Genomic DNA, 20,418 nt, shown 5'->3' on the forward strand with positions numbered 1-20,418 from the left:
CCCAAAACTTTGCTTTCCCTCCCTCCTGGGGGGTCCTCCCAAGTAAGAAAAGCCTCCCCAAAAACCCCCCCCCGCGCCGCGTTTTTGGCTTCGTATCGGGGTGCGGGGGTGGTGTGGGTGCATGGTTCGGTGGGTGCGTTGGTGCGGTTGGTCGGGCTTTGGCTGGGCGTGAGGGGGGAACCTTGACGGAATCTGGGGCTGTGCGGGGTTCCCCATTGCTGGTTAGGGGTTGATGTCCCACTCGCGTTTGTTGCGGCGGTGTTGTTCGGCGAGCTTCTCCAGTGCTTGTGGGTCGCCGTGGGTGCTGAAGTGTTCGAAGCCCACTGCGATGAACACTGCGCGGGCGTTCACTGCCACCGGGCCGTCTGCGGCGTCTAGGTGGCCGTCTGCGCTTACGTAGATCTTGCGGCCGGCGACTCCGTCCAGGCGGGCCTCGATGTACAGCGTGGAGCCGACTGGTACTGGGCGGCGGAAGTCCGTCTCTAGTTTGCCCGTTACCGCGGGGCGGTGCAGCAGGTTGCCTACCGTCGAGCCGAGGGCCTCGTCGAAGGCGCAGGCCAGCAGGCCGCCGTGGGCCAGGCCGGGGGCGCCTTGGTGTGCGGCGGTCACGGTGAACTTCGAGTGCACCTTGTAGCCCTCGCCGATGGCTGACTTCAGATGCAAGCCGTCGTCTACCTCGTCGCCGCAGCCGAAGCATTCGGCGAAGTGGGCGCCTAGTTCGGTGCCGGGCACGGGGGCTTTCGGGTGGATCTCCGGCGGCTCCACCGGCACTGGCGGCCACGGGCCGGAAACAGGACTCATGGGACGACGTTAACCCGGCGGAAGGACCCCTCGGCACCCGCCCTGACCGGCGCGGCCGCATTTCCTGAGCGCAGGGTAGTCGGAAAATTCCGCACGGTAGAAATTTCGCGACTCACCCTGCCAGCTCACGTCAAGGGGTCAAGACTGGGGAAATGTGCTCCAACGGATGGACCGGGACGTGTGCAGGAGGAGGTCACCGCCGGGATGAGTGAGCCAAAGACGGGGAAACCCGAGGTCGATCAGAGAACAGTCAAACGCGCGGTGATCGCGTCCGCGATGGGGAACGCGACCGAGTGGTACGACTACGGCGTATTCACCTCGGGCGCGATCGCGACCAGTATCGGAACACTGTTCTTCCCCGGCGAGGGCAACGCGGTGCTGAAATCGCTTGCCCTGCTGGCCGTCGGCTTCATCGTACGGCCGTTCGGCGGGGCGTTCTTCGGCCCATTGGGGGACAAGCTCGGCAGGCAGAAGGTTCTCGCGCTCACCATTCTGCTGATGTCCGGCTGCACCTTCCTGGTCGGCGTGCTGCCGACGTATTCAGGCGGTTACAGCATGGGTATCGCGGCGCCGATCGCGATCTTGTTGCTGCGGCTCATCCAGGGCTTCTCGACCGGTGGCGAGTACGGCGGCGCGGCGACGTTCATCGCGGAATACGCGCCGACGAAACGGCGCGGTTTCTTCGGTTCGTTCCTGGAGATGGGCACGCTCGCCGGTTACGTGCTGGGCAACGCGACCGTGCTGATCACGTCGCTGTCCCTGTCGACCGAGCAGTTCAACTCGTGGGGCTGGCGGATTCCGTTCTTCATCGCGCTTCCGATCGGTGCGATCGGGCTGTACCTGCGGTCGAAGCTCGAGGACACGCCGGAGTTCCGCAGGCTCGAGGCGGCGGGCGAGAAGGCGGAGAAGGCTCCGCTCAAGGAGACCATCCAGCGCAACTGGCGGATGATCCTGAACCTGATCGGGATCGTGCTGCTGCTGAATATCGCCGACTACATGCTGCTCACGACGATGCCGACGTACTTCACCAACACCCTGCACATCGGCGACACCGAGTCCAGCTTGATCATCATCGGGGTGGAGATCGTGCAGTTCGCGCTGCTGATTCCACTCGGTGCGCTGTCCGACCGGATCGGCCGGAAACCCCTGCTGCTCACCGCGGCGATCGGGTTCATCGTGCTGAGCTGGCCCAGCATCAAGCTGATGCAGAGCGGCAGCCTGCTGTGGCTGATCATCGGCTTCCTGGTCGTGGCGATCCTGCTGGCGCTGATGCTGGCGGTCATCGGCTCGACGTTCCCGGCGATGTTCCCGACGCGCGTGCGCTACGGCTCGTTCGCCATCGGGTACAACATCTCGACGTCGCTGTTCGGCGGCACCTGCGGCGTGATCGTCACGGCGTTGATCGACGGCACCGGCAACGCGGACTGGCCGGCGTACTACTTGATCATCGCCGCGCTCATCGCGCTGGTCCCGATCATCAAGATCCCGGAGACGTCCCAGGTGCCGATCGAGCAGATCGACACCGCGGACAACGGCGGGAAGCTGGCCGGAGCCAGCAAATGAGCACTCGCTGAGGCTGATACCGAAAACCGCCCTCCGTCCATTAAGGACAGAGGGCGGTTTTCTTTGTCAGGTCAGCTGTTCCGCGTCGCCTCGATCACCCGCGGAGTGAAGCGCTTGCGGGCCCAAGCTGCCAGGCCACCGGCGACCACGACGGCAACAACGGTTTCGATCATCAGTGCAACGAGCACCATGGTGCTTCCTCCTCAGGTTCTCGGGCCGGCCAATGTCGTGCCGGCTGAGCGACTGGTTCGACGGCCGCTCCGGCCGCCACTGAGAACATCGCCCCGAAAGCCCGGGATATTTCGTCGAAAACCCACTTGATCCGGTGACGTCCGCCACTCTTGCCGCGAACGCGTTTCAGCGGGAGGTCGACCTGGGTAACGACGTGCTTCCCGCAGGTGAACGCATGGACGCGGGGGTCTGGACGCTTGTGGTCGGATTCGCCCGCGGCGGTGGCGCCGGCCGCGACGGTCCCACCCGCTTGCCGGTCGGCTCCGTCGGCGGTTCCTTGTCCGGCGAGCCTGGGCTCACCTCCGGACCGGGCGTGGAGACCTGCGCCGGATCCTTTGTCGGCCCGTCCGGAGTGGACGGGGCGGGCGAGACGGTGGCGAGTCCCGGCCCGGCAGGCATGACCGGCGGCTGCTCGGTCCCGCGGCTGCCCACCGCGAGACCGGCCACCACGAGCACCGCGACCGTCGCGGCGGAGCTGCCCGCGACCGCCCAGCGCTTGCGCTTACGCCGCACCGCGGCACCGCGCACGATCACGTCCGCGGCGTCGACCCGCATCGGCGGGCCGTCCGGCGTCTGCGCGAACAAGGCGCGCACGGCTTCGGTGTCTTCGGCATCATCGGAGACCATCTCGTTCACCTCCCTCCAGGGACGGGCAGTGCCTCGAAATGCGGGCCCAGCCGGGTCCGCAGGGTGGCCAGACCGCGCGCGGCCTGGCTTTTCACGGTGCCGGTCCGGCAGCCGAGCGCCGCGGCGGTCTCCTCGACGGACAGGTCCTCGAAGTACCGCAGCACCAGCACCGCGCGCTGGCGCGGGGCCAGCGCGGCGAGTGCCTGCTGGATCAGCTGGTCGTGCTCAGTCTCGGCGGCAGGAGCCGGGACGTCGGGTGGTGCGTCGGTGAGCCGCTCCCGTTTCCAGCGGCTGCGGCGGTTTTCCGCGAGGAAAGTGCGCAGCACGATTTTGCGCGCGTAAGCGTCGAGCGCGTCGTGCCGGGCCAGCCGCGGCCAGGCGAGGTACAGCTTGAGCAGCGCCGCCTGTGCGAGATCCTCGGCCCGGTGCCAATCCCCGCAGAGGAGATAGGCGGTGGACCGCAGGCTGTGCGCGCGCTCGCCGAAGTACCGGGCGAACTCGCCGTCCCACGGCGAGCTCTGCCCGGACGCCGGACTGGAGCGGGAGGGCACCGGACGATCAGCCCCAGACCGAGGGCAGGTGCAGGTCGCCGGTCGGGCCCGCGGGCACGGCGGTCGGGACGCGCTTGCCGGCGGCCTTCGGCGGCACGCCCGGAGTGGCGACCCGCGGCGCGCCCGGGGCGGCGGTGGTCTGCCGGTCCGTGGGCGCAGGGGCCGGGGCGGCGGTGGGCCGCTCGGCCGGGGTGGTCTTCGTCGGGGCCGGCTGCGCCGACGGCGGGGCGTCCGCGGCGAAAGCGACCGCGCCGCCGGTCAGCGCGCCTCCGGCGAGCAGCAGCGAACCGATGGCGAGAGCGAAGCGAACACGCACGAGTTTCCTCCTGGTTCCACGAGCGCCGGGTGGCGCTTGTCTGCTCTAGTCATGCGGTCGGCGGTCGCCGGGGTTGCATCGCGTTTTTCTTTTCCCGCCGGGACAGGCGAACGGCCGGGAGCGTTCGAGAGCTCCCGGCCGTCCGGTGGTGCTGGTGCGGTTTCGGTTACGCGGACAGGGCCGACAGCTTGGTCCACGCCGCCCAGTCGTAGGTCCAGTCGCTGTAGTCGCCGTCCTTCGCGCCCAGCTGCTGGGTGCTGCCGGAGATCTCCACCGGGTCGCCGGGAAGGACGCTGTCGAAGTAGATCTTCGCGTTCGCCGGCGACAGGTTGAGGCAGCCGTGCGAGATGTTCTTCTTGCCCTGCGCCCAGATCGACCCCGCGAGACCGTGGATGAACTCGCCGTTGTTGGAGATCCGGACCGCCCACGGCACGTTCACGTCGGTGTAGTTGTAGCGCGGGTTGCTCATCGAGTACGTCGCGTGCCTCGACATCACCACGTGCGTGCCGCTGTGCGTGACGCGGCCCGGGTCGGAGTCGAGGCCGTAGCTCACCGGGAAGTCCATGACCTGCTGGCCGTCGCGGACGACCTGCATGGTGTGTTCCTGGGTGTTGCCCTTGACGATCTGCGAGCGGCCGATGGTGAAGCTCGCGGAGACGTCCTGCTTGCCGTAGACGCCGTCGCCCATCGAAACGCCGTAGATGTTGGCCGAGACGACGACCTTGGTGTTCGGCTTGAAGTACTCCTTCGGCCGCCAGTGCACCGAAGTGTCGCCGTTGAGCCACGCCCAGGCGCCCTCGGTCTTCGGCGTGGTTTCCACCGACAGCGCGCGCTCGACGGAGGCCTTGTCCTTGACCGCGCTCGGGAACGTGAGCGCGATCGGCATCGCGATGCCGTAGGTCTGCCCGTCGCCGACGTTCAGGCTGCCCTGCATCTGCCTGCGCGGCTTGACCGTGGTGAACGAGCCGTTGATCTGGACCTGCTTGCCGTCCTCGCCGGTGGCCTGGCCGGACCAGGTGTAGGTCTTGCCGTAGCCGAGGTCTTCGGTGCTGCTCCAGCTCTTCTTGTCCGGGGACGGTTGTCCCTGCACCTGTTTGCCGTCGGCGTTGGTGAGCGTGACGGCTCCGATGGTGCCGTTGGCGACGGTCACCTTCGCCGGTTCGCCCGGTGCCACGTCGCCCGCCCCGGAAGCCGGCGTGATCGCCACGGCCGCCGCTTTCGCTGGCGTGGCCGGCGCCTCGGTAGGCCCGCCGCCCGCGGTCCCGCCCGCGTTCACGCTCGACCCGCCGCCGCTGCACGCCCCGAGCGTGAGCGCGGCGACCAAGCCCAGCACCGCGACGCCGGCCCGGCGGCGTGCGAAGTGTCGGATTGTCACACCGATCCCCAATCTCCCCTTAAGTACCCCGAACACCCAGACGTCCCGACCAGCCGTCACGTTCACCGGAAAAGGGGTGACCAGCGTCACATTGCACCGAGTGACCATTACGGAAGCGGTTCGATCGACCGCGCACTGTGCATCACCGAAGTGCGCTGGGTGTACTGGATCAGAGTAGCCGCGGGGTCCGACAGCGGTGCGTAGGCGGCGATACGACGTTCCGGTGATGCGTGCACGATGGAACCGATCCTTGCGATCAACGGGGTTCAGATTTGGTGAGATCCCGGTAGGCTGCTGACCAGGCCGTCGTTTTGCGTGTTCGTGGCTTCACACTCGCGGAACTTCTGACGCGAGCCGTGGGGCCGAAGTGCTCTTCGCTCGTCTCGTTGGAACCGCCCGGGACGGCCTGGGTGCCGTTTCGGTGGCATTCGAAGCGGATCTGTTACGAGGAGTACAGCGGTGGCGCAAGGCACTGTGAAGTGGTTCAACGCGGAGAAGGGCTTCGGCTTCATCGCGCAGGACGGCGGCGAAGGCGACGTATTCGTGCACTACTCGGAGATCGAGGGACGCGGCTTCCGCACCCTTGAGGAGAACCAGCGAGTGGAGTTCGAGGTCGGCCAGGGGCAGAAGGGCCCGCAGGCCCAGAAGGTCCGCGCGATCTGAGTCAGGCCCGCGCGTTTTCTCAGGCCTGAAAGAAGGGCCCCGACGGGATTTCCCGTCGGGGCCTTTTTTCATTGCGAGTTCCGTTGTGGGGAATGTTTGCGACGGTGGTTATCGCGGTTGATCCTGGGCTGGGGTCGGGGTTGGCGGTTCGGTTGGGGTCTTGGGTTCCGCGCTGGTCGGGGTGGCGAGTGGGATGCGCCACAGCTTGCTCGGGTTCGGGCCGGTTGGCGGGTCTGCCGGGGGTCCGTGGAGTGCGGCTTGGGGCTGGTCCGGCGGGTTCGGTGCGGGCGGATTTCGGCGGAGCTGAGCACGGACGGGCGACGCCGGATCGGTTGGTTGCTCGACTGTGGGTGGGTGCGGCTGGTCTGACTCGATCGAGTGGCGGCGGGGCGGTTACGTCCGGGCGGCTGGGGCGGGTTGGTTGGGCGGGTTACCGGGGTTGGCGGCTGGGCTGAGGGCCTTGGTCGGTCGGCGGAGTCGGCGGCCGGAGCTGGTTACCGGCGTGGCTGCGCGAGTTGGTGGGATCCGGTTGCCGGAGTCGGCTGCGCGAGTCAGTGGGCGGAGCTGGTTGCTGGTGTTGGCTGCGCGAGTGGGCGGCCGGAGCTGGCTGCTGGAGTTGGCTGCGCGAGTCGGTGGGCGAAGTCGGTTGCTGGCGTTGGCGGCCGAGCTGGTCGCTGGGATCGGCGGCCCGAGTCGGCTGCGCGAGTCGGTTGCTCAAGTTGGCTGCATAGGTTGGCCGCGCGAGGTGGCGTCCGGAGTTGGCCGCGAGAGTTGGCGGCCTGAATTGGCGACTGGAGTCGGTTGCGTGAGTCGGCGGCCGGAATGGCTGCCGGAGTCCGGTCGCGAACTGGCTGCGCGAGTTGGCGCCGAGGTTGATTGCGCGCTTTGGCTGCCCGGAGTCTGCGGTCGAAGTTGGTTCGCCGGAGGCAGCCCGAGTTGAGGCGCGAGTCGGCTGCCCGGGCTGGCCGGAGTTGGCGGCCGAGGTCTCGCCGTCGGCGGTGATCGCGGTTCTCGCCGCGGAGCGACCTGGCGCGCGCCTTGTCCAGCGCACCGCCGCCATGCCCTGCCGCGCTGTGCCGCCGAAGCATCGCCGCGGTGCCCCGCATGAAGCACCGCCGCGGAGCCCCGCATATCGCGTCTCCACCGCGCGGCGCTGCCGGACTACCCCACGGCTGTCAGGTCGGGCCGCTGTGCTGGCTCCCCCCTGGGGGCACCGCGCCCCGCCCGCCAGCCGCACCCTGCCCATCCGCGGGCGAACTCAGCCGAGCCGTCCGCCGCGGCCCGCAGCCAAGCCGTCGGAAGGAGAATCCGGGAGTGTCCCGCCCACCGGGACCCCGGCCGTTCGGCGACCCCGGAAAAGGGAAAACCCCCGGCCGTCGGGGGAAGCCGGGGGTTTTCGTTCTGGGGGCGGGATCAGCGTCCGACTAGGGGCTGTTCGAACGTCTCCGCCGGGAAGTGGAACTCGTCGGTCATCGCGTCGGAGTGGCGGCGCTCCTGGGCGGAGGCTGCCTGGCCCTCCCACGAGAGGCGCTCCAGGATCCATTCCTGCGCCAGGGCCTGCGGGGTCAGGTTCTTGGCGACGGCGATGTCCTTGAGCTGCTGGCTGGCGATGAGGTTCATGCGCAGCTGGTAGACCTGCGCGTCGCCGAAGCGGCTGCCGGTTCCGGTGCTCTCCGGGTCGGAGTCCGGGGCGAGCGCGGCGAGGTAGCTGGTGAGCTCCTTGTCCTCGACGACTTCGTCGCCGGCGGCCTTGGCGGCATTGCGATGCCGCCCGCTCGAGACGGCTTTGAGATTCGTGCGGCTGCTGAGGCGGCCGAGGGAGGGAAGAGGCACTCCGACACGATAACGGTTCGGTCTCGGCAAACAAACCACTGTGAGCCACGACACACGCATTTCTGTGCTCGGCCGGCCCAATTCGATCACCTGTTCAGCCCAGTCGGTAAACGCATTTCGCGACTGTCTGTTGATCAGGAGTACGGAGAGTAGATCCACAGGTCAGCGCCGGTGTGCAGAAATGGAGAGACCCCCGCGCCAGGGGGAGGAACGCGGGGGTCGGAGGGGATCTCCACAGGCGCTGACCGGGGGTGTGTCAGCAACACCGATTGTTGCACGAGTTCCGGGGATCGGCGAGGGGAAGCCGAGAGAAATCGTTCTGCGCGATCTTGGAATGCTTTACCAGGGAAGCTTCGGAGAGTGTTCACAGGTTCACTCTCCGGGGGGCTGCCGGTGCCGCTCGCCGCTGGTTAGCCTCGCGGCCAGTTGTTGCGAACCGCATGGAGGGGCCATGAGCGGATCGGTCGAAGTTCGTCAGTTCCTCCTTCGGTACGAAGGTGCCGACGGGGGAAGCACGTCACTGTCCGGCGGAGTGCCGGCGCAGCGCGGGCCTTCGGAAGGGCAACGGGTCTCCGACGACCAGGTCCGCCGAGCTCGCCTGGCCGTCGCGGCCGGTGCGCTCGACGTGGAGGACTGTGCGCAGTTGCTGGAGATGCTCGGGCTGAGTCCGGGTGACGACGGCCAGGCACCCGTACAGCGCTGACCCGGGCCGCTTGTCAGTGCGCGCGGCATGAGTTGGCGCGTGGTTGGCCTGGCGGCTTCTGCGGGCTCGGCTCAGGCGTGGGTCGAGTCGTCGTGCCTGCCGGTCTTGGTGCGAACTCGTGTCTCGATGGCCGGGAAGCGCGGGTCGGGCGGGTCCGGATTCGCGGTGTTCGGGATCGTCTCCTGCGTAGAGTGGCCTGGCACACACCGATCGTCCGGAGTGGCTTCTGGCTGGCCGATCGGCGCCATGCGGGGCGGTGGGGGTGTCGACGTGGACGTTGTCGCAGGTCGGAGGCTCGCTGACCGCTTAAGGAACCCCCGGTGCAAAGCCCCCGGAACGTGCCCTATGCTTGTAATCGCTCCCAGGGGAACACCTGAGAGCGCGGTCGGTCGGTACACCGAAACCGACCGGGCTCCCATCGTTCAGTGGCCTAGGACTCCGCCCTTTCAAGGCGGCAACGCGGGTTCGAATCCCGTTGGGAGTACGCAGTACCAGTAAGGCCCTGTGGCGCAGTTGGTTAGCGCGTCGCCCTGTCACGGCGAAGGTCGCGGGTTCGAGTCCCGTCAGGGTCGCAAGATCGTTCGGCTGCTAGCCGGCGTTCCCGGCCAGGTAGCTCAGTTGGTACGAGCGTCCGCCTGAAAAGCGGAAGGTCGCCGGTTCGACCCCGGCCCTGGCCACGCGGTTACCTGCGAAAGAAGCCCTCATCCACTCGGATGGGGGCTGTTTCGTTTTTCGGCCTTCTTGGCTGCGGCTCCACGGGCGATCCCGAAGGGCTGTCGAGTTGTCGCGCGAGGTTCTCCTGCCGGGTCGCCGCAGGTGGGTGGCACGGCTTGCCGTCGTGGCACTTCGCGTCACAGGCGGCTTGGCCCTGGAGCCGCAGTGCTCAGTTGGGGCCCCACGAAGCACCGGTTCTGCCCGGATTTGCCATTCGGAAGCAGTCTTGTCAAACCTCCGGATCGCTCCCTAGCCTCAATAACATCTCAAAGGTCTGGACCACTGGAGGTCGAGAATGCCGGGAGATGTGGGGCGGCGCAGTTTTCTGGCCGGGTCGGCGGCGGTGGGAGTGGGGGCGATGACTCCGTTGGGAGCTGAGGCGGCGGGCGTCGAGGCTCAGCCCGGGGTGGCGGTTTACGTGAACAACGTCGGTTACGCGCCCGGTGCGCCCAAGCGGGCAGTGCTCGCGGTCGAGTCCCCGCGGGCGATTCCGAGGTTCACCGTCGTCGAGGCCGCCACCGGGAAGGTCGTCTTCACCGGGAGCCTGCGGCCTGCGGCTCAGGTTCCGGGGTGGGACGACCGGCATTACTGGACCGCGGACTTTTCCGCGCTGAAGACCGAAGGCGAGTACGTCCTACTCGCCGCCGATGGGCGGTCGCAGCCGTTCCGTATCGATCAGCTGGTGCTTGAGCGCTACACGCTTTCCCATGTCGTGCACTACTTCAAGGGCACCCGTAGCTCGGACCGGTTCGATCGCAAGGACCGCGAAGCGCCGATCGGCTCCAAGGGCACGCAGGTCATGGACGCGCACGGCGGCTGGTACGACGCGACCGGCGACTTCGGCAAGCACTTCACGCAGCTGTCGGACCGCAGTTACTTCAACACTCTGCAGATCCCGCTCACCGCCTGGGTGCTGGCCAAGGCGTACCAGCGGCTCACTGCGCGCGGTGACCCCAACTTCACCCAGTTGCGAACCTGGCTGGCCGACGAAGCGCTGTTCGGCGCCGACTACCTGCGCCGGGTGAAGCTTGCGGACGGCACGTTCGTCACCTCGGTTATCCAGCCTGGGCCGCCGAAAGACCCGAAGCTGCGGTACGTCCTGGCGAACGGCGACGGCGAGCCCGTTCAGGTGAATTACCGCGAAGGCGGCGGGGTCGCGATCGCGGCGCTGGCCGCGGCGACCACGCTGGACGCGTCGGGCGACTACTCCCACGAGGAGTATCTGGCGACGGCGGAAGCGGCGTTCGACTTCCTCGAGCACCACAACGTCGAAATGACCAATGACGGCAAGGAAAACATCCAGGACGACTACGGTGCGTTGCTGGCGGCGGTCGAGTTGTATCAGGTGACCAAGAAGCCAGCGTACCGCGAGGCGGCGGATCGCCGGGCGCATAATCTGTTGCGGCGCTTGGTTTCCTGGAAGTCCTACCGAGATTACTGGCGCGCGGACGACGGTGACCGGCCGTACTTCCATCCCTCGGACGCTGGGCTGCCGGTGATCAGCCTGCTCGCGTACGCCGAGATCGCCGATGCGGCAACGGTTTCTGAGGTGCTGAAGGTGGTTCGGCGGTCGCTGGAGTTCGAGCTTGCGGTGACTTCCGAGGTGTCTAACCCGTTTGGGTATGCGCGGAATCTTGTGCAAGATGGAGAGGGTAAGAGGTACAGCTCATTTTTCTTCCCGCACAACGTCACGCCGCGTGTGAAAGATCAGTGGTGGCAGGGCGAGAACGCGCGGATCGCGTCGCTGGCGACCGCGGCTCGCCTTGCCGCGCAACGGTTTTCCGGCGAGTTCGCGGGTCGGCTGCGGTCGTACGCGGCGGATCAGCTGAACTGGATCTGCGGCAGCAATCCGTACGGCGTGTGCATGCTCGACGGGAGCGGCCGCGGCAACCCGCAGTACAGCTGGCTCGGGTCGTGGCAGTTCCTGCCGACGGCGGGCGGGATTGTCAACGGCATCACTGGCTTGAACGAGGATGGCAGCGGGATCGCGTGGGATCGCGGTTACGTGGTCACCGGAAAGGACGACGACTGGCGGTGGGATGAACAGTGGCTGCCGCACTCGACTTGGTACCTGTACGCGGTCGCGGTGGGGGACTGAGCCAGGTCCCGGAGCGGCGGGTGATTGGCGGGTTCCCGTGGTGCTGTGGTGTGGATGCCTGGTCTGGTGACGTCGATGAAGGGTGCTCGCGGGAAGTTTCGCTGGGATCCTTTCGCGGGCGGCTGGTTCGGCTTGGTTGTGCTGGGCGGGAACGGAGCCTGCTGGTCAGGAACGGAGTCTCGCCGGGCAGGGCAGGAACGAAGCCGTGCCTGGCGGGAACGGAGTCGGCCTGGCGGGAGCGGGGTCGGCCTGGCGGGAGCGGTGCCGTGCCCGGCACGAACCGAACCGTGCCGGGCACGACCGAGAAGCCAGCTAGCCGCCAGACCCAAACGCTAGATCAACGGCCCACGAAACTTAGCCGTCCCAGGAACAAGCTGCACCGTTCCGAGCCCACCGTGCGCACTGGCGTACGCCAGCTCACGCGAAAGGTCGCCGACGCCGTTCGTTCCTGGCTGTGGCAGCAGGTTCAGCGTGCTGAGCACCCCGAGCGCATTGCCGTCGCGGTCTAGGAAGCCGCTGCCGGAATCGCCGGGGATGCCGGGGGTCACGGTGAGTACCGTGTGGCTCCAGCCGCTGCCGGTGTCGCCTAGGCTGGTGCCCTGTTTGGGGGACAGTTGGGTGATTCCGCCGCGTAGTTCGGAGTTTCCGTAGCTCAGCACCGTGCCGAGTTGCTTCGTGCCGGTGGTGTTCACGCCGGTCGGGCCGCCCCAGAACGGCAGGCTGGGGTTCACTTTGGACACGTCCGCCGGGTCGACCTTCACGAGCGCGAGATCGTTGTACTGGCACGTGTTCGCGTCCGCTTCGTGGCGGGATTGCATGGTCAGCCACGAGTTGTAGACCAGGGTCCCCGGCTTGCTCGCCCCGGTGATCGAGACGGGAGTGCCGATCGGGAGCGAACCGGCGGAGCAGCCGTTCGTTTCGGTCGAGCCGCCGGTGCCGGAGCAGTGTGCGGCCTGCCCGAGGAACACGTCCGTTCCGTTGCTGTATACGAAGTTCGAGGTGCATTGCGCTCCGTTGGTGTGCGTCTGCACCCCGGGATGCACGGCGGCGGTGTCGGCCGGGGCCCAGGTCGGGGCCGCTGCCCACGCGGTCGCGGGCAGCAATGCGGCGGCGGTCGCCAGCGCCGTCAGCGCACTGGCCCGGGCCAGTGGTCGAGGGGTCTTCATCGGGCTCCCTTCGAGAAGGCCAGCACTCACTCGGACGTGTGCTACTGACCGGTAGGCATCGGGGCTACATCACACCAGAGAGTGGTTCCAGTCACAACCGTTGTGACCGTGGGTGACTATTGACCTAGAGCTAGCTGGAGGTTGCACACTGAGCGCATGGCTGGGGAATGGAACATCGAAGCAGCAGACGTCGACGCTTACCTCGCGCGCGTGGGGCAGCGGCGGGAGAAACCGTCCGTAGCGGCGCTGGGGCGGTTGGCGCAGGCGCACGTCGAGGCGATCCCGTTCGAGAACATCGATGTGGTGCTTGGCGCGCACCGCGGGATCGAGCTGGACGTCGTCAGCGAGAAGCTCGTCGGACGGCGGCGCGGCGGGTATTGCTACGAGCAGGCCGGACTGTTCGCGGCCATCGCCGAGCAGCTCGGGTACGAGGTGCAGCGCACGGTCGCGCGGGTGCAGCCGCGCAAGAGCGGGCCGTACACCCATATGACGCTGGTGATTACCGTTGAGGGGCAACAGTTTCTGGTGGACGTCGGGTTCGGCGCGGGGATTCTGCTGCCGATGCCGCTGATCGACGGGGCCGAGGTGGACCAGGCCGGGTGGACGCACCGGATGACCCTGCGCGAGGGCTGGTGGGTGCTGCAGAAGCAGGACGGCGACGGCTGGGAAGACCTGCACGAGGTGCTTCCGCTGGTGAGCAGCCGCCCGATCGACTACCAGGTGTTCCACCACTACACGTCCACGCATCCGAAGTCGCCGTTCACCGGGCGCATCGTGGTGATGCGGCTTGAGCCAGGACGGTTCCGCCGGCTGCTCGGCCGCGACTACCAGGAGGGCCGCCCGGACGGCACGGTCGAGACGCGCACGATCGAACCGGTCGAGCTCGGCAAGACGCTGGAGGACCTCGACGTCTTCCTCACCGAGGACGAGCTGGCGGCTGTGCTCGAGACTTACTGAAACAGCTCCGAGGCGGCTAGCGGCCGGCCGAGGTGGTAGCCCTGGGCCTGGTCGCAGCCGAGTTCCCGCAGCAGCGCCAGCTCTTCCGCGGTTTCGACACCTTCCGCGACCACCGTCAGATCCACCGCGTGCGCCATCGCGATGATGCTCGTGACGATCGCGGCGGCGTCGCGGGAGTCGGCGATTCCGGTGATGAACGAGCGGTCGATTTTGAGGGTGTCCAGCGTCAGGCGACGCAGCTGGGCCAGCGAAGAATAGCCAGTGCCGAAGTCGTCGATGGCCAGCAAAACCCCGAGAGAACGCAAGGCGGACAACACTTCCGCGGCCGCGGACGTATCGCGCATGAGTGCGCTTTCGGTGACTTCCAACGTCAACGAGCCGGGCGGCAGGCCGGTGGTGGCCAGTGCGTCGCGGACCGCCGGAACCAGATGCGGGTCGTCCAGCTGCCGCACGGAAAGGTTCACTTTCAGGCTGAGATCGAGGCCCCGTCCGGTGCGCAGGGCGGCCAGTTCCCGCGTGGTGTCGCGCAGGACGTACTTGCCCAGCACGTTGATCAGTTCGCTTTCCTCGGCCAGCGGGATGAATTCCGCGGGCGAGATCGCGCCGTGTTTCGGGTGGGTCCAGCGCAGCAACGCCTCGACGCCGACCATTTGGCCGGTGCGCAGGTCGACCACTGGCTGGTAGGCGGGCCACAGCTGTCCACTGTGGACAGCGTCGCGGAGGTCCTGTTCCATCCGCAGCCGACGCTGCATGCGTTCCCGGAGCGCGACGTCGAAGAACTCGAACCGGCCTCGGCCGCGGGATTTCGCTTGGTACATCGCGACATCCGCGTCGCGCAGCAAATCCTCCGCGCTGCGGCGGTCGTCCGGTTCGACGAGCACGATGCCCATGCTCGCGTCCAGATGCAGCTGCCTGCCGTGCACGGAAACCGGCTCCGCCAGCACGGAACGCAGGTGTGCGGCGAACACACCGACCTGCGCCTGTCCGGTCGTCGCGGACGTGACCACCACGAACTCGTCGCCGCCCAGCCTGCCCACGACGTCGTCGGGGCCGGTGGCCCGGCGCAGGCGTTCGCCTGCGATGCGCAGCACCTGGTCGCCGACCGGGTGGCCGAGGGAATCGTTGATCAGCTTGAACTTGTCCAGGTCGAGGAACAGCACGGCGGCCGGCTCGGCGCCGTCGCGACGGTCGAGCCGGTCCAGCACCAGGGTGCGGTTGGCGAGCCGGGTCAGCGGGTCGTGGGTCGCCTCGTGGGCCAGCCGGGCGCTGATCGCGCGCCGTTCGGTGATGTCGGTGAAGGAGGTGACCACCGAGGCGCCGTTCGGATCGTCCGAATCGAGCAGCCGGGAGGTCAGCGACACCCACACGTCGCGGCCGTCGGGTCGGCGCAGGCGGACCACCAGGCCGTTGTGCGTGCTCCCGGTGCGGCGCGTGTGCATGGACGGCAGCTTGTCGTCCGGGATCCGGTTGCCGTCCTCGTCGAAAAGCACGAGCTTCGTGCACGGCACGTTGAGCAGCTCCGCCTCCGGGACGCCGAGGATGCGGCAGGCGGACGGGTTCGCCGACTGGATCAGCCCGGTCGGGCCGACCACCAGCACGCCCTCGTCGAGTGCGGCCACGACCGTCGCGTAGTGCTGTTCGGCGCGGCGACGTGCGGTTTCGTCGGTGCAGACGAGGAGGAAGCCGTCGACGGTCTCGGTCGCGGACACCCGGACCTGCCGCGGCGAACCGTCCCGGCCGCGGTGGGTCTGCGCGGCGACGCCGTCGCGGATCGCGGCCGGGTCCGGGTCGATGCCGAGCACCTCGTGCACCCGTCTGCCGAGCGCTTCCGAGGCGGGCCAGCCGTAGACGGTCTCGGCGGCCGGGTTCCAACCGGTGACGATACCTTCGGCGGTGATCGTGACGATGGCGTCGCTGACGTGCGTGACCAGCGCTTCTTGCGCGCGAACGGCGGCCGCGGCGGCGTGCTTGACGGTGCTGTCGCGAATCACCACTTGGAACGACGGCGGGTTCGAGTCGCTGGTGCGCACCGAAACGGTTTCCGCCACGAATTTGCTCCCGTCCAACCGTTTCAGTACCGCTTCGCGCGGTTCCGCGCTGGGATCCTCAAGCAGCTGCGCGGATTCGGCGGCCACGAAGTCCCCGAACTCGTGACTGACGACCTCGTGTGCCGCCCGTGCCGCGAACAGGTCGAGCGCGGCCTGGTTGGCGTAGGTGACGACGCCGCCCGAATGCACGCAGATCGCGTCCGGGCTCTGCTCCATCAGCAGTCGGTAGCGGTCGGACAGCTCCGCGAGATCGGACTTCTCCGGCGCGGTTTCCGCGACCGCCGAGGCAACGCCGAGCAGACCGGTCGTGTGGTCCTCTTCGCCGACGGTCCGCGCGCGCAGCCGGATGCGGCGAGGGGTCCCGTCGGCGCCGTCCTGCGGCTGTTCGAGTTCGAAATCGCGGCCGGGCGGGGTGCGGCGGAGGTTCGCGGTGAGCGGGCGCAGCAGCTCGGTGAGCCGGTCGCACAGCTCCTTGCCGGTCGCGCCGGGGAGGCCGAGGACGGCGTCGAGGCCGGGCAGCCAGGTGAGGGTCGCCGGTTCGGAGGCATGCAGGGAGAACAGGACCCCCGCGCCGGCGTCCGGCCGCAGGCCCGCGAGCTGGGCGCGCCGGGTGATTCCACCCGGTTCACCGGCCAGGGCGTCAGCCTCCATGGTGCTTCCGATCCCCCTTGTCGGCGTATGGCCCGTCGATTACACCACCGAGTGAAGCCTGTGTATATCCGCACGGGGAGCCGCTTGCATCACTCGTCCGGACGCCGACGGTGGGTGCTATCGGGCGACGCGGGGCACGCTGCGCAGTCGCGGACCCCACACGAGCAGGCCGAAGTGGGCCGCACAGGCATGTCCGAGGACGGTCACGACGGAGGCGAGACTGGCCGGATCGTCGGTCACATAGACGCCGATAACGAATAGCTCAAGGGCCACGATCCCGGCGATCCTGGCCCGTCCGCGCAGCAGCGCGACGAGCACGCCGGCGGTGGTGAGGAAGCCGTAGCTGACCCCGATGTCGAGCCAGCGGCCCGCGGAACGCGGCAGGACGTCGGTGTGGATCAAGGCCATGACCGGAAGTTCGGTGGCGATCGTGGCGAGCACGTGCCCGCTGAAGAAGACCAGAGCCGTCCGGAGCCCGCCGAATCGCCGTTCGAACGGGGCGACGGCGATCGCGAAGATCACCGCGTACGGCAGCCAGCCGCCGTCGGCGATCCAGAACGCGCTGGTCAGGAGTGCGGTGAGGGGGTGGCGCGCCATGTTGTGCGCGTCGGTGCTGGAGACGGCGAGGAGTTTGTCGGTGATCTTGGGGCTGGCGAAACGGATGAGCAGCGAGGTGCCGAGGAGGAGGACGAGGTAGCCGAAGGTGAACGGCGTGGACCGCGGGCTGGGGAGAAGGCTGAGCCAGGCCCGCTTCGGCCGCCAGGTCGCGGGGAGGGCCAGGAAGGGAAGCCAGGAGGCGGGCTGGACGAGCTCGAGCGAGCTGGCGGCGGGGTCGTTCTCGGCCAGCACAGCCGTCGCCGTCGGCCGCGGGGATCCGATGAGGTCGGCCAACTGGGTTCCGCCTGCCCGGGTCATGGCCGCGGTCGCGGCCGGTTCGAGAACGTCGGTGGTCCCTTCCTGCCGGACGGAGCCCGGAGCCTGCCCGCGCGGCGACGTCAAGGACCGCCACTTCCGGGGAGTTCCCGTGGTGGCAGCACTGCGCGCCGGGCGGGGTGCCGGATCCGGCTGGCGCAGCGACATCCGTCCAGAGTGGCTGGGCATGCTGGGATTTTGGCCAAGAGCAGCTGTGAATGCGCTGTGATTCACACCCGCTAGAGTGAGCACCCTGGGTAGAAGGTTTCGCTCTTTGTCACCCGTTCGGTGGCCTCATTTGGTAGGAATAGGCCACTCCTGGTGAAAGGTCTCGCTGGTGAACGACGAGGTTTCGGTCGCCGAGCTGTTGGTGCGCGAAGGACACGAACGACGGATTCCGCCGCCGTCCCGGTCCAGGTGGCGCATGGTTTCGGTGATGCTCGCGGTGATTGTCGGCTGCGGGGCGGCGGCGATGCTCGTCTCGTACGGGACCACGGCGAGCGACGGGGCTGCCCGGATCACCGAGATGCGCGTGATCGAGATGCCGGACCGTACCGGCGGCGCGGGCGGCGTCGACGAGACCAACCCGCCGACGCCCACCGGCCAGGAAACCGAAGAGGGCACGGTCGGCGTCGGGGACGCCCCTTCGAGCAAGGCGAACGTCAACCCGCTCGGCGAGCACAGCGCCCCGGCCCATCCCGCTGACTCCGCTCCGGCGCGTCCGTCGTCCAGCGCGCGGCCGGAGACCACGGGTCCGACCGTGCCGACCCAGTCGTCGTCGAGTCCGTCCGGTCCGTCGAGTTCGAGCCAGCCGTCGTCGCCGAGCAGCCATGAGCCGCCGTGTGTCCTGAACATTATTTGTCTCTGACTTAAGTGCCGGGGAAACCCTGAGCGTCCGCTGAGCGTGGTCCGCGCGACGGGGCGGAACCCGGCATGATCGGCCGCGTGCCGAATACAAAGCTGCGTGCCTGGCTTCTCGAAGGCGAGCACAAGCGCGCCCAGCAGATGACCGGTGGCAAACGGGAGACCAAAAAGGCCGAACAGCCGTGGTGGAAGGTCATGTGCTTGACCGGCGTCGACTACTTCTCGACGCTCGGATATCAGCCGGGCATCGCCGCGCTCGCCGCTGGCGTGTTGTCGCCGTTGGCCACTGTGGTGCTGGTGGTGCTCACTCTTGCCGGGGCGCTGCCGATCTATCGGCGGGTCGCGCGGGAAAGTCCGCACGGCCAGGGGTCGATCGCGATGCTGGAGAAGCTGCTGTCTCGGTGGGGCGGCAAGTTGTTAGTGCTCGCGCTGCTTGGGTTTGCTGCTACTGACTTCGTCATCACGGTCACGCTGTCCGCCGCTGACGCTACTGCGCACGTTATTGAGAATCCGTTTGTTCCGGCTGCGCTGCATGGCGGTCAGGTGTGGATCACGTTGGTGCTCATCGCGTTGCTGGGGGCGGTGTTTCTCAAGGGGTTCGCCGAGGCGATCGGCGTCGCGGTGGTGCTGGTCGGGATTTATCTCGCGTTGAACGTCGTGGTGGTGGTTACCGCGTTGGCGCATGTTTTCGGGGCGCCGCAGCTTATTGTCGACTGGCAGAATTTGCTGGTCAGCGAGCATCCCAATCCTTGGTTGATGGTCGGGGTCGCGTTGGTGGTGTTTCCGAAGCTCGCGCTGGGGCTGTCTGGGTTTGAGACCGGGGTTTCGGTGATGCCGCTGGTCCGAGGGGCCAGCGGGGACACGGAGGCTGACCCGGTGGGGCGGATCCGGAACACTCGGCGGTTGCTGCTTACCGCGGCGTTGATCATGAGCGCGTTTTTGATCACGTCCAGTTTTGCTACCGCGGTGTTGATTCCGCAGCAGGAGTTTCAGTCCGGGGGCAAGGCTAACGGGCGGGCGCTGGCTTATCTCGCGCATAGCTACCTGGGTGATGGCTTTGGCACGGTGTACGACGCCAGTACGATCGCGATCTTGTGGTTTGCCGGGGCTTCGGCGATGGCCGGCTTGTTGAATATCGTGCCTCGGTACTTGCCGCGGTACGGGATGGCTCCGGATTGGGCTCGGGCTACTCGGCCGTTGGTGATCGTGGTTTCGGTGATCGCGTTTGTGATCACGTTGATCTTCGATGCTGACGTGGAGGCTCAGGGTGGCGCGTACGCTACTGGGGTTCTGGTGTTGATTTCGTCGGCTTCGGTCGCGGTCGCGTTGTCTGCTCGGCGGCTTAAGCAGCGGGCGTTCTGGGCTTATCTTGTGATTACCGTGGTGTTCTTGTACACGACCGTGGCGAATATTGTGGAGCGGCCGGAGGGGGTGAAGATCGCGGGGTTCTTTATCGGGGCGATTGTGGTGACCTCGTTGATCTCGCGGGCTACCCGGTCGTTGGAGTTGCGGGTCGAGAAGGTCGAGTTTGACGCGGCGGCGCAGCGGATCGTGGACAAGGCGGTGCGGTCGGGGGCGGTTCGGATCATCGCTAATGAGCCGGATGCTCGGGATGAGGCTGAGTATCGGGAGAAGGAGCAGGAGGCACGGGAGGACAACCATATTCCTCGGGATAGTGCGTTGTTCTTTCTTGAGGTTACTATTTCGGATGCTTCGGATTTTGAGACTACGTTGCGGGTGCATGGGGAGAAACGGGCTGGGTATCGGATTTTGCGGATGAAGAGTCCGTCTATTGCTAATGCTATTGCGGCGGTGTTGTTGTATTTGCGGGACGAGACTGGGATGCAGCCGCATATTTACTTTGCTTGGACGGAGGGGAATCCGTTTAAGTTTTTGGGGCGGTATTTGTTTTTTGGGGATGGGGATGTGCCTCCGGTTACCCGGGAGGTGTTGCGGAGGGCGGAGCCGGATCCGCATCGGCGGCCGGTGGTGCATGTGGGGTGAGTCTGGGGGGCTCGTCGCCTGGCGGCGACATTGCGCCTGGGTGGTTGCGTGGGGGCACCCCGAAGTTGATTGTGACTACGCGCGGAGGGGGCTTGTCAAGGCGGGAAAGATGCCTTGACAAGCCCCCTCCGCGCGTGTTTTTGGCTTCGTATCGGGGTGCGGGGGTGGTGTGGGTGCTTGGTGGGTTGGGTGCGCGGGCTGCGGTTTGGGGGTGGGGTGCGTGGCTTGGGTGCTTGGTGGGTTGGGTGCGCGGGCTGCGGATTGGTGGGTGGGGGCGCGGCTAGTTGGGTTCGCGGGTGCTGGTTGGTCGGGTGGTCCGTGAAGGGCGTGAGGGGAACCCT

General features: G+C 67.4%; 18 protein-coding genes and 3 tRNA genes. 9 read left to right on the forward strand and 12 right to left on the reverse strand.

The window, feature by feature from the left end:
• Positions 1-222: 222 nt before the first annotated feature.
• Positions 223-801, reverse strand: a complete 579-nt coding sequence (locus ACZ7SW_RS04935) for a PaaI family thioesterase (RefSeq protein WP_470229061.1) — start codon at positions 799-801, stop codon at positions 223-225.
• 204 nt (positions 802-1,005) lie between these two features.
• Between ACZ7SW_RS04935 and ACZ7SW_RS04940 the strand changes: the two genes are divergently transcribed.
• The gene (locus ACZ7SW_RS04940; protein ID WP_470229062.1) at positions 1,006-2,364 is read left to right on the forward strand and encodes an MFS transporter; all 1,359 of its coding nucleotides are present in this window, start codon (positions 1,006-1,008) and stop codon (positions 2,362-2,364) included.
• A 357-nt stretch (positions 2,365-2,721) separates the two neighbouring features.
• On the opposite strand, the gene ACZ7SW_RS04945 is transcribed toward ACZ7SW_RS04940, so the two are convergent.
• The 5 genes from ACZ7SW_RS04945 to ACZ7SW_RS04965 all read right to left on the reverse strand — a co-directional run bounded on the left by ACZ7SW_RS04945 (position 2,722) and on the right by ACZ7SW_RS04965 (position 5,700).
• Complete coding sequence (locus ACZ7SW_RS04945) at positions 2,722-3,222, reverse strand: hypothetical protein (RefSeq protein ID WP_470229063.1); 501 nt, start codon at positions 3,220-3,222, stop codon at positions 2,722-2,724.
• Between the two features lie 5 nt (positions 3,223-3,227).
• Complete coding sequence (locus tag ACZ7SW_RS04950) at positions 3,228-3,773, reverse strand: SigE family RNA polymerase sigma factor (protein WP_470229064.1); 546 nt, start codon at positions 3,771-3,773, stop codon at positions 3,228-3,230.
• A 7-nt stretch (positions 3,774-3,780) separates the two neighbouring features.
• A complete protein-coding gene (locus ACZ7SW_RS04955) occupies positions 3,781-4,089 on the reverse strand; it encodes a hypothetical protein (RefSeq protein WP_470229065.1) in 309 nt (102 codons plus the stop codon).
• Between the two features lie 166 nt (positions 4,090-4,255).
• Entirely contained in the window at positions 4,256-5,464 is a 1,209-nt protein-coding gene (locus tag ACZ7SW_RS04960; protein ID WP_470229066.1) for a L,D-transpeptidase, read from the reverse strand.
• Between the two features lie 107 nt (positions 5,465-5,571).
• Entirely contained in the window at positions 5,572-5,700 is a 129-nt protein-coding gene (locus tag ACZ7SW_RS04965) for a hypothetical protein (protein WP_470229067.1), read from the reverse strand.
• A gap of 223 nt (positions 5,701-5,923) precedes the next feature.
• On the opposite strand from ACZ7SW_RS04965, the gene ACZ7SW_RS04970 reads away from it, so the two are divergent.
• Positions 5,924-6,127 (forward strand): cold-shock protein, encoded by a 204-nt coding sequence (locus ACZ7SW_RS04970; RefSeq protein WP_003097368.1) that lies wholly within the window; start codon positions 5,924-5,926, stop codon positions 6,125-6,127.
• 1,413 nt (positions 6,128-7,540) lie between these two features.
• Here ACZ7SW_RS04970 and ACZ7SW_RS04975 read toward each other — a convergent pair.
• Complete coding sequence (locus tag ACZ7SW_RS04975) at positions 7,541-7,960, reverse strand: hypothetical protein (RefSeq protein ID WP_470229068.1); 420 nt, start codon at positions 7,958-7,960, stop codon at positions 7,541-7,543.
• A 451-nt stretch (positions 7,961-8,411) separates the two neighbouring features.
• Here ACZ7SW_RS04975 and ACZ7SW_RS04980 point away from each other — a divergent pair, with 451 nt between their 5' ends.
• Positions 8,412-8,663 carry a hypothetical protein gene (locus tag ACZ7SW_RS04980; RefSeq protein WP_470229069.1) on the forward strand — a complete coding sequence of 84 codons (252 nt, stop codon included), beginning with the start codon at positions 8,412-8,414 and terminating at the stop codon, positions 8,661-8,663.
• A gap of 71 nt (positions 8,664-8,734) precedes the next feature.
• Here the strand turns inward: ACZ7SW_RS04980 and ACZ7SW_RS04985 are convergent, their stop codons facing one another.
• Positions 8,735-8,866 (reverse strand): hypothetical protein, encoded by a 132-nt coding sequence (locus ACZ7SW_RS04985; protein ID WP_470229070.1) that lies wholly within the window; start codon positions 8,864-8,866, stop codon positions 8,735-8,737.
• Between the two features lie 208 nt (positions 8,867-9,074).
• Here ACZ7SW_RS04985 and ACZ7SW_RS04990 point away from each other — a divergent pair.
• From ACZ7SW_RS04990 to ACZ7SW_RS05005, 4 genes are all read left to right on the forward strand, one after another.
• Positions 9,075-9,147: transfer RNA gene (locus ACZ7SW_RS04990), tRNA-Glu, on the forward strand.
• Between the two features lie 14 nt (positions 9,148-9,161).
• Positions 9,162-9,235: transfer RNA gene (locus tag ACZ7SW_RS04995), tRNA-Asp, on the forward strand.
• A gap of 31 nt (positions 9,236-9,266) precedes the next feature.
• A tRNA-Phe gene (locus ACZ7SW_RS05000) sits at positions 9,267-9,340 on the forward strand.
• Between the two features lie 395 nt (positions 9,341-9,735).
• The gene (locus ACZ7SW_RS05005; RefSeq protein ID WP_470229071.1) at positions 9,736-11,475 is read left to right on the forward strand and encodes a glycoside hydrolase family 9 protein; all 1,740 of its coding nucleotides are present in this window, start codon (positions 9,736-9,738) and stop codon (positions 11,473-11,475) included.
• 332 nt (positions 11,476-11,807) lie between these two features.
• Here the strand turns inward: ACZ7SW_RS05005 and ACZ7SW_RS05010 are convergent, their stop codons facing one another.
• Positions 11,808-12,641: a serine protease gene (locus ACZ7SW_RS05010; protein ID WP_470229072.1), complete on the reverse strand. Its 834-nt coding sequence runs from the start codon at positions 12,639-12,641 to the stop codon at positions 11,808-11,810.
• A gap of 156 nt (positions 12,642-12,797) precedes the next feature.
• Between ACZ7SW_RS05010 and ACZ7SW_RS05015 the strand changes: the two genes are divergently transcribed.
• Positions 12,798-13,598, forward strand: a complete 801-nt coding sequence (locus tag ACZ7SW_RS05015; RefSeq protein ID WP_470229073.1) for an arylamine N-acetyltransferase family protein — start codon at positions 12,798-12,800, stop codon at positions 13,596-13,598.
• Here ACZ7SW_RS05015 and ACZ7SW_RS05020 read toward each other — a convergent pair.
• From ACZ7SW_RS05020 to ACZ7SW_RS05030, 3 genes are all read right to left on the reverse strand, one after another.
• Complete coding sequence (locus ACZ7SW_RS05020; RefSeq protein WP_470229074.1) at positions 13,592-16,297, reverse strand: sensor domain-containing protein; 2,706 nt, start codon at positions 16,295-16,297, stop codon at positions 13,592-13,594. The genes ACZ7SW_RS05015 and ACZ7SW_RS05020 overlap by 7 nt on opposite strands.
• Before the next feature lie 117 nt (positions 16,298-16,414).
• Positions 16,415-17,398 (reverse strand): rhomboid-like protein, encoded by a 984-nt coding sequence (locus tag ACZ7SW_RS05025; protein WP_470229075.1) that lies wholly within the window; start codon positions 17,396-17,398, stop codon positions 16,415-16,417.
• A 105-nt stretch (positions 17,399-17,503) separates the two neighbouring features.
• On the reverse strand, positions 17,504-18,064 hold the full coding sequence (locus ACZ7SW_RS05030) for a hypothetical protein (protein ID WP_470229076.1): 561 nt from the start codon (positions 18,062-18,064) through the stop codon (positions 17,504-17,506).
• 78 nt (positions 18,065-18,142) lie between these two features.
• On the opposite strand from ACZ7SW_RS05030, the gene ACZ7SW_RS05035 reads away from it, so the two are divergent.
• Entirely contained in the window at positions 18,143-20,077 is a 1,935-nt protein-coding gene (locus tag ACZ7SW_RS05035; protein WP_470229077.1) for an APC family permease, read from the forward strand.
• The last annotated feature ends 341 nt before the right edge of the window (positions 20,078-20,418 follow it).

It is taken from the genome of Amycolatopsis sp. NPDC114484 (assembly GCF_055633755.1).